Annotated in this window: 9 protein-coding genes; 6 read left to right on the forward strand and 3 right to left on the reverse strand. The window is 56.0% G+C overall.

Annotation, left to right across the window (positions count from 1 at the left end; translation table 11 throughout):
* Window positions 1–19 precede the first annotated feature (19 nt).
* Together FGU71_RS08740 and FGU71_RS08745 are read right to left on the reverse strand one after the other, a co-directional pair.
* Window positions 20–1,366: a porin family protein gene (locus tag FGU71_RS08740; protein ID WP_142788205.1), complete on the reverse strand. Its 1,347-nt coding sequence runs from the start codon at window positions 1,364–1,366 to the stop codon at window positions 20–22.
* A gap of 78 nt (window positions 1,367–1,444) precedes the next feature.
* Entirely contained in the window at window positions 1,445–3,409 is a 1,965-nt protein-coding gene (locus FGU71_RS08745) for a hypothetical protein (protein WP_142788206.1), read from the reverse strand.
* 264 nt (window positions 3,410–3,673) lie between these two features.
* On the opposite strand from FGU71_RS08745, the gene FGU71_RS08750 reads away from it, so the two are divergent.
* The gene (locus FGU71_RS08750; protein ID WP_142788207.1) at window positions 3,674–5,653 is read left to right on the forward strand and encodes a TIR domain-containing protein; all 1,980 of its coding nucleotides are present in this window, start codon (window positions 3,674–3,676) and stop codon (window positions 5,651–5,653) included.
* 31 nt (window positions 5,654–5,684) lie between these two features.
* Window positions 5,685–5,975, forward strand: a complete 291-nt coding sequence (locus tag FGU71_RS08755; protein ID WP_142788208.1) for a hypothetical protein — start codon at window positions 5,685–5,687, stop codon at window positions 5,973–5,975.
* Between the two features lie 115 nt (window positions 5,976–6,090).
* Here the strand turns inward: FGU71_RS08755 and FGU71_RS08760 are convergent, their stop codons facing one another.
* Entirely contained in the window at window positions 6,091–8,010 is a 1,920-nt protein-coding gene (locus FGU71_RS08760) for a serine protease (RefSeq protein ID WP_142788209.1), read from the reverse strand.
* Window positions 8,011–8,166: 156 nt separating this feature from the next.
* Here FGU71_RS08760 and FGU71_RS08765 point away from each other — a divergent pair, with 156 nt between their 5' ends.
* From FGU71_RS08765 to FGU71_RS08780, 4 genes are all read left to right on the forward strand, one after another.
* Window positions 8,167–11,811 carry a hydantoinase B/oxoprolinase family protein gene (locus tag FGU71_RS08765; RefSeq protein WP_142789064.1) on the forward strand — a complete coding sequence of 1,215 codons (3,645 nt, stop codon included), beginning with the start codon at window positions 8,167–8,169 and terminating at the stop codon, window positions 11,809–11,811.
* Window positions 11,808–13,019, forward strand: coding sequence for an Nramp family divalent metal transporter (locus FGU71_RS08770; protein ID WP_142788210.1), 1,212 nt, complete (start codon window positions 11,808–11,810; stop codon window positions 13,017–13,019). The genes FGU71_RS08765 and FGU71_RS08770 overlap by 4 nt, the downstream gene beginning before the upstream one ends.
* Before the next feature lie 106 nt (window positions 13,020–13,125).
* Window positions 13,126–13,311, forward strand: coding sequence for a hypothetical protein (locus FGU71_RS08775; protein ID WP_142788211.1), 186 nt, complete (start codon window positions 13,126–13,128; stop codon window positions 13,309–13,311).
* 136 nt (window positions 13,312–13,447) lie between these two features.
* Window positions 13,448–14,137, forward strand: coding sequence for a response regulator transcription factor (locus FGU71_RS08780; protein ID WP_142788212.1), 690 nt, complete (start codon window positions 13,448–13,450; stop codon window positions 14,135–14,137).
* The last annotated feature ends 15 nt before the right edge of the window (window positions 14,138–14,152 follow it).

Raw genomic sequence — 14,152 nt, forward strand, 5'->3', positions numbered from 1 at the left:
AACCCGTCAGGCCATAAAATCAGAGTGCTATCCCAAATCCGAACTCTGTGGCAACCCTTTGAAAATCATTAATTCCTACTGTCGATTGATTGTCCTCAAATCGAATGCGCACAACCGGCGCCAAAGGACCGATGCGCAGATTGCGAAACGTACCTGACAAACTCAATTCAACGCGATCATCGATCCGCCGCCGTGGAAACAACAACAGGCGTTCGTCAAATTCCAACCGGTTGTATCCGGCACTTGCCACAAGCGTGACCGGCCCAAGCTCGCGAAAGGCATACATGTCGATCCCTGCATCGACGCTGGAAAACCCCGGGTCATTGGCGATCGCGCGCGCGCCGGAAACCCGGATCCCGCCGCCTGATTGGGCCGTGAACGCCCGGTCTACTCCCGCCGACAGGCTAATCCGATCAGAGGATCGCAAGTCATTCAGCCGGTCATCGGAATGAACAATGGCTCCGTCCATACGCAGCTGTGCCCGCTTTGCCAGAATGTGCCTGAAATCGGCCGTTGCACCATAGGAAAACGTAAAGGGGCGCGTTCCAAACCAGCGCCACGATGCTGTGGCGTTCATTCGTATCCGGTCGCTGCCCGATAGAAATTCCGGTCCGGCCTGAAGCGAGACGATGTAATCGTCAAACTGCGATTCGCGGTACAATCGTCCCCGCGCACTGGCGCTCAGATTGAGGTTTGTCGATCCGGCAAGGGTTTCTCGGTACCGGGCCTGTCCCTGAAGCGCGAGCCCGACACCTGACGTCTCCTGAGCGTCATCGGACAGTGTGAAATCACCGATCACAGTTTCCAGCGAGTCCGATCGTGTGGCCCGGTTAATGTTGCTGTCCGGTGCCAAGGCAACTTCAAAATCGACGCCAAACGGTTTGGCGGCGCTCATGGAAGAGGTGAAGAACCTGACGGCTCGTTCTACTTCGGGCGGAAGGCCTGCAGCTTGCGCAGCACGCAATTGCCGTTCGGCTTCGCGCAGGTTGCCCAGCTTGATCTGCATTCTGGCCAGTTCAAGCCTTACGCGGGCGACATCAGGTTGTTCATCGAGAATTTCGCGCAGCAGAATGGCGGCGGTTTGAGGTCGGTCGAGATCATCGGCGAACATCAACGCAAGTCGAAACCGCGCTTCGTTGCGCAATTCCATCGGGCTGTTCTGGATCAAAGCACGGTAGGCAGATTCCGCAGTGTCATAATTACCGCCGCTGCGTGCCTTGTCAGCAAACTCGAACAATTGGGCAGGTGATAGAGATATTGAATCCGGCGATGAAGCCATCTCGCTGCTTTCGCTCTCTTGCGCCAATGCATGGCCATGCCAAGCGGCAAACAGGATCCAGATAGCCGAAAAAACCCAATTTTTCATTGGATTGCCAATGCCTCAACCGGCTGATGAAGGCAAACGCCGTTCCTTGGTCTGATCAGATTGGCAGGCCACCCGCAATCAGGCCGGTACAGTTGTCCGTTTGCCGCTGAACACGGCTTGCCATGCCTGGATTTCGGCAAAAGTGGTTTCATCGGCGGCACGAACCAGATCGGCCAACTGACTATAACTCATCCGTTCTTCAGGAAGATGCTGGTATTGTTCGATCCTTGCCGCCAGCTCTTGCAAACGCTCTCCGGTCAATTGTGAGACATCGGCAAAGCGGTCGAAATCTCCGAAATAACCGATGGCTGCAAAAGCGCCGCTGATTGTGGGTAATGCGACGGCAAGGACAGTAAACCATTTTGCGCCCTTATCGACCAAAGCCTGATCGATCAGACCAAATTGCGAAGCGCCAAACGCTGCCAAATAAATCGCCACTCCCAACACAGCGAGCGCAAACATGGCCTCGGCAAAACGCTCAATCGAATGATGCGCGCGGTGCAGCCGTTCCGATTTGGCTAGATGATAATCGCGCTGCGGAATTACGAAATGATCGTTGAGGACACCCGCCGCTTCGCGCAGGTAATGCTTGTCGATCCGGACCTCGGGAAGGCCCATCTTGCGGGCCAGCATTTTGGCATACCATTCCGGCCAGACACTTCGCAGAACTTTCGGCCACGCGCTGCTGGGCCTGGCGATGCCCAGCGCAAACAGGACAGGAGAGTGGCGCAGATATTCTGCAACGCGGCGCGTTTCCAGCCAGCGACCGTGGAAACGGGACCGCTGCCCGATCATGGTGTTGAGAAGAATTCCGATCAGAAATGCGAATTCGATCCCAGCAAAAATCCATTTTTGCGACGTATCGACGAGCGGGAGGTAAAGCACGCCGGCAACGATCGCCAAGGCACCCATCGTGAAGTTAATCACCATGCCCGAGCGGTAACTGTTCGACAGCCACGCCGCGATCCCGTTGGCCCATGCAAAACGCGGCATAACCTCGATCGCAATTTTATCGGCCACGGCCTTTTGGTTTGCGCCACCCGCGTCCCGACCAATCGATCCGATTGCGTCCAGCATCGCCTCTGCGCTGCCAGTTGTAATCTGATCGGGTCGTTCGTTCTTCATTTTGACCGAAGCGAGCTTCTGGCCAATCCGCTTTTCACCAAAAATCGCTTCGATCCGCCGGTAGGGGTGGGTAATCAGGCTGCTCTGGTCCCGCCACTTACAATCCTGAAGGGCGGCTATTCCGGCCATCGCGCCAGGCTCGGTCGGTGGGGGCAGGCTCATACAGGCTAAGACAAGCTCATCGATACCGGCCATATCATCCGACGTTGCCGTCATCGCATCACAGCGGTCTGCCAATGCCTCCGGCGTTTTGACGATAAGAGTGCGGCTCAGATCTGCAGGGTTAAGCCACATGACCGGGATCCCCGCCTCAAGCGCCAATCGCGCAGTGTGTCCTGTTCCCCCGGGATTTACAGTTCCTGCGCCGTCCCAAACCGCGATGAGAATATCAGATTGTTCAATCAGAATGCGTCCAGCCAATTCGGCGCGGCGCGATCCAAGATGCACAAATTCACTCACAATCGCAGGGTCTTCTGGTGTCTCACAGGCGGCCAGAAAAGCAGGCGTGATGATCTCATCCTGATCGGCCAGCTCCAAAACTTGCGCCTTGTCTGCCAAATCCCGAATGGCCGCAACGCGGGCCCGAGTGGCGTCATCCTCCGGATCGGTACCGCGCAAAATCGCTCTGGCATCGCTGCCGGTCTTGGGTTGAGCGTTGATGGCTGTGTTCAGATCTTGACCGAACGGCAGAGGTGCGACCACCGGCCATTCGCGCTTGATCGCTTCGTGTGCTGCCATATGATCGGCGCCATCGGCCAAAAGCGTGATGATGCGAAATTCGCGGGCGGTATCATCTAAACCGGCAATAGGTGCCCGTATGGCGGACCTCTGGATCTGATCCAAAAGCGCCGAAATAGCCGCCTCCAAAGCTGATGGATCGTTTGGAAAAGACGGGTGCGAGCTGCGATGCCCAGTCACGCCGATCGCCAGTATAGGCGTCGGCGGAGACGGCGCAGCAACGGATTGCGATCGTGATAAAAACGCGATTGGGCTGTCCCCCGCTGGTTGCCCGCTTCCAACCGTAGTTTCGTAGCCGTGCCGCGATCATTCGACAAGGATCGTCAGGCACAGACAGATCAAATTAGACTGATCGACACAAGGGTAAAGCTGCGATAATAGTAGCGCGGGTCGTACATCGCCGAGGGCACAGGCCAAGTGCATGACGAATTGGGGAAATAGCGAATGAGCGGCTCTGAACAGCCTGCCGATATCGATAAGCGGGGAAGCGACGTATTCCTCAGCTATTCGCGCGACGATCAGCCGCGGGCTCGCAAGATTCTCGAGCTGTTGGAAGAGGCCGGCATTTCTGTGTGGTGGGATGCCATGCTGGAGGGCGGCGCGCGCTTCCACGAAGTTACCGAAGCAAATCTTGAAAACGCTGCGGCGGTCGTGGTGCTGTGGTCTGAGGTATCGACCAAATCGCATTGGGTGCATGACGAGGCGACGCGCGGGCGCGACCGTGGGTGTCTGATCCCTGTTTCAATCGACGGGACGCTGCCACCGCTTGGTTTCCGTCAGTTTCAATGGATTGACGTTTCGAACAGCGATTGGACTGCTGGCGATCCGCAAATTCAAAAGTTGATCCATGCCATTGCCGCGAAGCGCGATGGCGAAATCAGCGAACCGGCATTGTTTGCACAAACGGTCAGCCCGCCGGCCAAGCAAGCAGATACCATCCAGACAGCGCCGATAATTTCGCGCCGCACTGCGATCATTGGCGGCGGCGTGGGCGCGCTCGCGCTTTCGGTTGCGGGCATTGGCGCATGGAGCGCAGGTGTTTTCAGCGGAGGAGGCTCCAGCAGGCGACTGGCGGTAATGCCGTTTGACGTGCTGGGCGATCCGGGAGATCAGGTCTATTTCGCAGAAGGGTTTGCCGGAGAAATCCGATCCTTGCTTGCGCGAAACCCGCTATTGCACGTGGCGGCCAAGACATCGTCGAGCGCGTTCACGGGCGTGAGCGCGACAGCGGGCGAGATTTGCGAGAAATTGGGCGTCGATTTTCTGCTGAACGGTGATGTTCGGATTGAAAATGGACGCTTGATTGGCAGCTCCCAGCTGGAGGATGGCAGGTCGGACAGAGTCGTCCGGCCATTCAAGATCGATGCCCCCTTCGACAATGTTCTGACCTTACAGCAAAAAATTGCTGCCGAAATCATTCAGGAACTTGCAGGTTCCCAGGGACGAATGCTGTCTGGAAAAGAGATTGGCGGCACGGCCAATCTTGCGGCTTATGATGCATTTTTGCGCGGGCAGGAAATGTACGATTCCAGCACCGACGAAGCAACCGACCGTGCGGCTCTTGCTCTGTTTGACGAAGCAATCCGTCTGGACCCGGAATATGCCGCCGCTACCGCGATGAGAGGCCGTACGCTCGGTCTGATCGGAAACCTGTACACCGGACCCGCCAATCGCGAACAGGTGTATGGCGGCGCGATCAAGGCTGCTGAACGAGCAATCGCGATTGCTCCTGAATTTCCCAATGGCCATCAGGTTTTGGGATGGATTCAAGTGAGCGGTAAGCTGGACATGCAGGCCGCAAGGGCTCCGTATGAGAAAGCGTATGCATTGGGCGCAGGCGATGCCGAAATCTTGAGCCGTTATGCCGTATTCCGCGGCCGGATAGGAGATGCAGATGGTGCCCGCAAAGCTATCGAAGCTGCGATGTCGCTTGATCCGTTAAATGCCCGGGTCTTTCGGTTTGCCGGATACATCGAATATTATTCCGGCAATTATGCCGAAGCAATCGAACGCTTGGATCAAGCTATCGAGTTGCAAAATCCGCTTTCCAGTTATCACTACCACGTCGGGCTATCGCAACTGGCGCTAGGTGATCTAGACGCGGCAAAGACCAGCTTTGAAGCGGATGAGTTCTTCGTTTGGAACAAGACCGGGCTGGCGATTGTCGAGCATAAACTTGGCAATATCGAGACGGCGCAGGCGCACTTTGCCGAATTACAGGATAAGCAGGGCGACAAAAGCAATTATCAGTACATGCAAATCCAGGCGCAATGGGGTGATCAGGATGCCGCCCTTGAAGCGATGGAAGCTGCGTGGGTTGCACGCGACAGCGGACTTCTCCAAATTTACAAGGATCCGCTGGTGGATAGTTTGAGAGAGCAACCACGGTTTGACCAATTGGTTCGCCGGATGGGTTTTGAGTAACGAACAGGGTCGATTTTTAGGAGGAATGGAAATGAAGAAAACAACCGTTTTGACAGGGGCCATTTTGGCATTGGGTCTTTCTGCCTGCGGCGCGCCCGCCGACGAGGCAAGCGAAGGCGAAGAGATGATGGCGCCAGAGGCAGAGCAAGCTTTAGACGAGAGTGTTCCTGAAGAAGGCTCCGAAGGCGGCGAGGAAGGCACCGATGGCGACGGCGCGGACGGTGATGGCACAGAAGGCGATGACCGCACGGGACCAGATGATCGCACCGGACCGGACGAAATGGCACCGACTGGCACCGATGATCGCCGAATGGGTCAATAACTGATCTTGCAATCCGATTGCAGGCCTGCCGCCCTCCCGGGTTGGCAGGCCTTTTTCGATCAGCAGGCCTTTTTCGATCAGCAGGCCTTTTTCGATCAGCGGTCCACGATCAGATTTAGCGCCCGCCGAGGCTGTAATTGCCAGGTTCTCTATTTTTCATCATCGTTTTAGCGCGTTCGATCCAGCCGGCATATCGACCGACATTGACATAAACGCCCGCCTTGCCTTTCAGCCCGCAGCCAATCCCCGACGACACAACGCCAATCAATTCGCGTCTGCCCGATGCACGCCGGCTTACTGGCCCCCCGCTATCGCCTGCACATGCATCCCCGCCTTCTTCGACGCCCACCATGCAAAGAATGTCGTCCGCTTTGTATGCAGAGAACTGGCTTTCCTTGGTGCACTCGCTCTTATCCAGGTTTTTGAGCTCCAATTGCTTAAGGCGATCTGGCCGCGTTTGCGTCGTTCCATCGGCTGCGATCCAGCCCCTTTCGCCGGCTTTGCGGGGTTTTTCAAAGCCCCAGCCAGTCACGGTGATCCCGCTCAGCCGGTTGAATGACGGGTTGGCAGCGGTCGATGGATTAAGCGGTGCGAGTTCGCCTACATTCGACAGCTGATCCCTGCTTGCCAAAAGCTGCAAGACCGCGAGATCCACTCTGCCATCACCGGATGACCCAGCGCTATGCCGGACCAGCGACCTGACCTTAAACGTGGTGCCGCCGAATTTGATGTGGCGCGTGCCCAGCCGAACCCGCATTTCTTTTGGGTTATCAAGGATACAATGCGCCGCAGTCAGGACGAAACCATCGCCAAGATAGGTGCCGCCGCATTTGTGCCACCCGATAAAATCGGTGCGCGAGGCAGATGGCGAAGCGGCACGTTCCTGTGCTGGCGGATATCGCAGCAATTGAGCCTGCCACCGGCTTACTGCTGGAATGGCAAAGCTGCCCCGGATCAACCGCCGAACCGGGCTTACTTTCTTTGTCACCGAAATTGGAATGGCAGCGAAACCTCCCTCCCAATTCCAAATCATGCCGCCCTGTTCTCCTTTTAATGCACTGCAAAGGGCGCGTTCAAAGGGTTGGTCACACACTTGCGGGTAGAGATCTGTATCGCCGCCGCTTTGCCACAGCCTCGGGTCAATCGGATATGGGCTCGATGCGACGAGTAGATCATAACTCCCCAGCGGAAGAGCCTGCGCGACGTCGCTTTGTGATACAGCGAAAACGGACCTTCGCGATGCTTCGCCTTGATCCGGTGAACTGTCTTCGCTTTCGGCCGGATAAAGTGGGATGGGAAAAATGGTTCCGGTCCGGTCCATGGCGGCAACCGAAAAATGCCGCGGGCCGGACGCTATGCTGGAAACAGTAAGATAGCTTGGGCTTTCTTTGGCAACCTGGTTCCACGCCAATCCATCGCGCGGCATCGGGCAGGAATCCAGCGGCGAAATCGCATTGCTGAGGCAGGCGGCGACGGGTTCTTCTCTATCTTCCCGCGCCATGTTGATGATTGAAGCGCGGCGGGCGAAGCCGGTCAGATAAGAGGTCAATTCCTCTGCAAATCCATCATTTTGCGCATCGCCCAGCTCAATCGGAAGGTGAACGTTGGCAGCCCATGCGTGTTTACGCATGAAATCAGATCCATAAAAATCGAAAACGTCTCTTAAGTCTGGATTTCCTTCAATTCTCAATTCGGTGCGGAAATGTTGCTCGCTTGCGCCTTTGATTTCGAACAGCACGACATGATCGGCAAAGGTCGGGTCGGGCGCAATTTCGTGGGTGGCATTATCGCCTGTTCTGATCGACGGCATGGCATCAATCACAGCCATAACTGTGCGTCGCTGTGCTTCATCAAGATCGCCGGAAACCTTGACGATCAAAGAGGGCCAGGTGCGGGCTTCGCCGGGCTTGGTTGGCTCCAGCGGCTCGGCATCATCGTCTCTCTGATCAATGGGTTGATCAGGATCCTGGGCCAGCGATGCCGATCCGCATTGCAGCGCTAACCCGCACAAAGCTGCTCTGATCGTCCAATTCATCACGGTACTCCCACCTTGATGCGCCCCTGTCCAAGGATAGACAGCAAACAAAGACTTCACAACACAAGCGTGCCAAACAGCGCTTTCATTGCAAACGCTTCCCCGCTCCCGCACAAGCCGGAGCAGATAGTGAAAACGGGCAATTAGCTGGTGTTTATGGAAAACGGCAACGCGCAGGCGGCGGGAAAATGGGAGTTCTGGATTGATCGCGGCGGCACTTTCACAGACCTTGTCATAAAGACGCCAGACGGGAACCTGGAAACGCGCAAATATCTTTCGGTCAATCCAGAAAGCTATGCTGATGCAGCCATCTACGGCATTCGCGAGGCATTGCAGCTGAATGAGGGGGATGCGATCCCCGGCGAAAAAATTGGCGCGATCAAAATGGGCACAACTGTCGCAACCAACGCTTTGCTTGAGCGTAAGGGGGAGCCGACAGTTTTCGTGACCACCTGCGGGTTTCGCGATGTAATCGAAATCGGCTATCAGGCGCGGCCCGATACCTTTGCACTCGATATTCACAAACCCGAACTGCTGTATGATGACGTGGTCGAGATTACAGAACGGGTGAGGTCTGATGGGGCCATCGAACAGCCGATCGATCTGGTTCAGGCACGCGCCGCTTTGCAAAAGCATTTTGACAAAGGATATCGCGCTGCTGCGATAGCTTTGATCCATGCGTACAAATATCCAGCGCACGAACAGGCGCTGGTTCGTCTGGCCCGCGAAATCGGGTTTGACCAGATATCCGCTAGTCATGATGTCAGCCCGCTGACCAAACTTGTGCCGCGCGCAGAGACTACCGTGGTCGATGCCTATCTGACGCCGATTCTTCGCAATTATATCGATCTGGTCGCAGGCGCTTTTTCAGACGACCAGAAACCTGGCCAATTGCTGTTCATGCAGTCATCAGGCGGATTGATTGACGCGGAAAGTTTTCGCGGGCGCGATGCGATTTTGTCTGGCCCGGCTGGCGGCATTGTCGGCTGTGTCGAAACCGCGCGGCAAGCGGGCTTCGATAAAGTCATCGGGTTTGACATGGGCGGAACCTCGACAGACGTGTCGCATTACGCCGGGACATTTGAAAAGGTATACGAAACCGAAGTCGCGGGGGTTCGAATGCGCGTGCCGATGCTGCATATCCATACGGTTGCCGCAGGCGGCGGATCGGTGCTGCGGCATGAGGATGGCCGGTTTCGCGTCGGGCCGCAATCCGCCGGAGCCAATCCGGGCCCTGCCTGTTATCGCCGAGGCGGTCCGTTATCGGTGACAGACATCAATGTATGTCTGGGCAAGCTCAATCCCGAATACTTCCCGCATATTTTTGGCCCCAATCAGGATCAGGCTTTGGATCGGGACGCGTCCCGCGATGGCTTTGCCGCGATAGCGCAAACCATCGCCGACGGACGCAGCGCCGAAGATGTAGCAGAAGGGTTTCTGGACATCGCAGTCGAACACATGGCGCAAGCGATCAAGAAAATTTCCACCGCACGCGGGCACGACGTGAAGGGGTACGCGCTCAATTGTTTTGGCGGAGCAGGCGGACAACATGCCTGCCTCGTCGCGGAGCGATTGGGCATGACCACGATCCTGCTGCATCCGTTTTCGGGTGTTCTTTCCGCATATGGGATGGGGCTGGCGGCAACACAGGTCGAACGCCAGCAAGTGGTAGGGCGCGAATTGACCGCCGAAATCGCGCAAGAAATGGCAGCGATTATCGCGGCTCTCGCGCAATCGGGTTCAGCCGATTTGCGCGGCCAAGGGGTCAAGCCGGACGCCATATCGCATCAGGCGATTGCTTTGCTGCGATACCTTGGCACTGACACTACGCTAAGCGTGAAGGTCACTGATCCTGCCGCTATGAAGGACGCGTTTGAGGCTGCGCACAAATCGCAATACGGCTTTACCGCAAAGGATAAAGGCGTGCTTTTGGACACGTTGATCGTAGAAAGCAGCGCAGGGGGCGAAAGCATCACCAATTCTGTGCAGGCCGGGCCACTTGGCGCATTGCCTGATCCGGTCAGCTCAACGCGCGTTTTCACTAAAGGCGCATGGCACAATGCGCCCGTATTCGAAATCGGCCAGCTGGCCCATGGCCACCGGATTAGCGGCCCCGCTATTATCACGGAGCCAACCGGCACCATCGTGATCGAGCCGGGATGGGATGCGGCGATCAACCGGCACGGGCATTTGATCCTGAACGCAAATGAGCGTGCGGAAAAAGCGAAAGTGGTTTCGACCGAAGCGGACCCCGTCATGCTTGAGATTTTCAACAATCTGTTCCGCTCTATCGCTGAACAGATGGGCATTATCCTGCGCAACACGTCGCAATCGGTCAATGTGAAGGAACGGCTCGATTTTTCCTGCGCCATATTCGAGGCGGACGGGGCGTTGGTAGCCAATGCGCCCCATGTGCCGGTGCATTTGGGTTCCATGGACGCGACCGTCAAAACGGTGATCGCCAGCGGTCAATCGATCAAACCGGGCGATGCCTTTGTACAGAACAACCCGCACAATGGCGGCTCGCACTTGCCCGACATCACCATTGTTTCGCCGGTGTTCGACGAGGGCGGAACGGAGATCCTGTTTTTCGTTGCATCACGGGCGCATCACGAAGATGTCGGCGGAATTTCGCCGGGATCCATGTCCCCTCACGGGCGCACTATCCACGAAGAGGGGATCGTTCTCGACAATCTCAAACTGGTCGAAGCCGGCGAGTTTATGACTGATCGGATAGAGCAGGCCTTTGCCAAGGGTTCATATCCTGCGCGCAACATTCCGCAAAACCTCGCCGACCTGATGGCTCAGGTTGCGGCCAATTCCGCAGGAGCAGCTGAGCTGCGCAGACTTGTCAAAGCATACAGCCTGCCGGTCGTGCGCGCTTATATGCAGCATATCCAGGATAACGCCGAAAGCTCCGTCAGGCGCTTGCTGCGAACTCTGGAAGATGGTGACTTTCGCCTGAAGCTCGATTCCGGCGCGCAAATATCGGTTCGGGTAACGATCGACCATGAGAATGCATCGGCAAAGATCGATTTCACCGGAACCAGCGGCCAGCTGGACAGCGCATTTAACGCGCCGCGTGCGGTGACACAGGCCGCCGTTCTGTATGTCATACGTTGCCTTGTCGCAGACGAGATACCCCTCAATGCAGGCTGTATGAAACCGCTCGAGATTATCGTGCCAGAGGGGTGTTTATTGAACCCTGCTTATCCTGCTGCTGTTGTCGCGGGCAATGTCGAAACCAGTCAGGCGATCACTGATGCCCTATTCGCGGCGCTCGGCCGGCTGGGATCGGGTCAAGGCACAATGAACAATCTGACATTTGGAAACGAACGTTATCAATATTACGAGACGATCTGTTCAGGTGCGCCGGCTGGCCCCGGATTTGATGGAGCGCATGGCGTGCACACGCATATGACCAACACGCGAATGACCGATCCCGAAATTCTGGAACATCGATATCCGGTCGTGCTCGATGAATTTCGCATTGATCGCGGATCTGGCGGGAAGGGGCAATGGAATGCCGGTGACGGGATAACGCGGACGATCCGCTTTCTTGAGGCGATGGAATGCTCAATCTTGTCAGAGCGCAGGAAGATCGCTCCTTTTGGTCTTCTTGGCGGTGAGGACGGGCGTGTCGGGCGCAATTGTGTTGAACGGGCTGACGGGCAGATCGAGGATCTGGGTGGCAGCGGACAGACAAATGTCGAGCCCGGTGATCGGATTGTGATCCGAACCCCGACCGGCGGGGGCTTTGGCCCGGTTTCCAAACGCGGCAAAAGGGCGGATGCTCAGTGATAAAGCGGCTTCGCAATATCGGCCCCGGTGCGCTGGTGACGGCGGCGTTTATTGGGCCGGGCACGGTCACCGCCTGCACGATTGCAGGTGCCAATTTCGGTTTTGCGCTAATCTGGGCGCTCGTCTTTGCGACGATAGCGACGATCATTCTGCAGGAAATGTCTGCGCGGCTCGGTGTTGTGACGCAAAAGGGGCTTGGTGAAACTCTGGCGGATCTGCTTGCGCAAAGCGTGTGGAAATGGCCGCTTATTGTGCTGGTCGGGCTTGCGCTGTATCTCGGCAATGCAGCGTATGAGGCGGGCAATCTTTCAGGAGCCGCTTTGGGGATCGCCGCGATTGCCGGAGAAGCGCAGTGGGTTTTCAACCTGTCCATTCTTGGCATTGCCAGTCTGGCAGCGGCGCTGCTTTTGAGCGGGAGCTATCGGGTGATCGAACGGGCTTTGCTGGTCCTTGTCGGGATCATGGCAGCCGCATTTGTCGCAACCTTCGCAATTGTGCGGCCCGATCTGGGTGCGATGTTTTCCGGGTTGGTAACGCCGACCATACCTGAAGGAGCGATGATGACCGTCGTCGCGTTAATCGGCACCACTGTGGTGCCCTATAACCTGTTTCTGCATTCCACCGCTGTCCGGCAAAAATGGTCAAGTGCACACAATCTGGGTGCGGTGCGCACGGACACCGCCGTGGCAATCGGGCTGGGCGGTGTGATCGCCATCCTGATCCTTTCCACTTCTGCCGCCAGCCTGTTTTCCGCTGGTATAGAGGCGACCAATGCGGCCGATATGGCAAGCCAGTTTGAGCCGCTGTTTGGTGTTTATTCGAAATATCTTTTGGGGGTCGGATTGTTTGCAGCCGGTCTGACAAGCGCCATCACTGCGCCGCTTGCGACAGGATATGCGATGACAGAAATCCTGAAAGTGAAGGGCGGCCAAAGCTCAATCGCGTTTCGATTGATCACGTTAAGCGTGATTGCCATAGGGGTATTGTTGTCATTGACCGGAACCAAACCGATAGAAATTATCGTGCTGGCGCAGCTGGCCAACGGGCTGCTGCTGCCGATCATTGCCGCTTTTCTGCTTTATGTTGTCAACCGCCGTGAGCTGTTGGGGCGGTTTGCCAATGGCTGGCTTGCCAATGCCCTGGGCGGGATCGTTGTATTGATCGCCGCAGGCCTCGGATTGCGATTGGTTTTGACCGCGCTGGGATAACTGCGCGCAAACTTTACCTTCAGGTTTTGCATGTCTTTACAACTATTAGCGGCCAACCGGTGTTACCAGATGCGGAATGTTAACCATTCGGACCAGGGGGCCAATCATGGATCACAAAAACACAAGCTCGCAAAGCAACAAGCACGTTCTTCACCTTGCGATCGGGCTTGGGATTGTTTCTGTTGTATCGTGTTTCGCGATGGCCGCCTTTGCGCAGCGACCGGTTGACCGCATGGCCATATCATCGCCGGTGCAAGTCACTCAGCAAGCCGCGATAAGCACAGCACGCTAAAACTACGGATGTGCGCAGGGTGCTTTGGGTAAAGACTTGTAAATTACACGCTCTTTCAAGTGCTGGAATATAGTCTTTTTTAAAGTTCCATGTAAAAAGAAGACTGCAAATTGCGGAATGATTGAGGAATGGATAAATGAGGATTGCATTGGCAGACGACGAGAAGGACATCCTTGATCAGGTGTCCTTTGTTGTGAAAAATGCAGGCCACGATGTGAACTGCTTTAGCGATGGCATCTCAATCCTGAACGCTTTGAAACGCGAAACCTTCGATGTGGTCATGCTCGATTGGAACATGCCCGGGATGACTGGGCTCGAAGTCCTCAAATGGTCCACTGAAAATCTCGATTCCCCTCCAGCATTCATCATGCTTACCAGTCGTCAGGACAAATCCGATGTCGTCAGCGGATTGGAAGCGGGCGCCATCGATTATGTTATCAAGCCGGAATCAGACGAAGTTATTCGCGCGCGGATCGAAGCCGCAGGTCGCCGTGCGTCCAGCCCGGAAAATAAACGTCACGAATGGTTCGGCAGTTATGAAATCGACCGCATGGAAAAATCCATCAAGCGGGACGATCAATCGATTCAGTTGACGGCAAAGGAATTTGATCTCGCTGATCTGTTTTTCCAAAACCTGGATCGACCCTTGTCGCGCGGCTATCTTTTCTCGCGGGTCTGGGGCGGTCATACGGAGATCGAAACCCGCACAATCGACATGCATGTGTCGCGTTTGCGGTCGAAACTGAAGCTGTCTCCGGAAAACGGATTTGTCATCCGGACGGTTTTTGGTTTCGGTTATCGTATGGATCAGTATGCTGAGGAGTGAAGCCGTCACTTTAAA

Origin of the sequence: Erythrobacter insulae (genome assembly GCF_007004095.1) — a bacterium.
Lineage (GTDB): Bacteria > Pseudomonadota > Alphaproteobacteria > Sphingomonadales > Sphingomonadaceae > Erythrobacter > Erythrobacter insulae.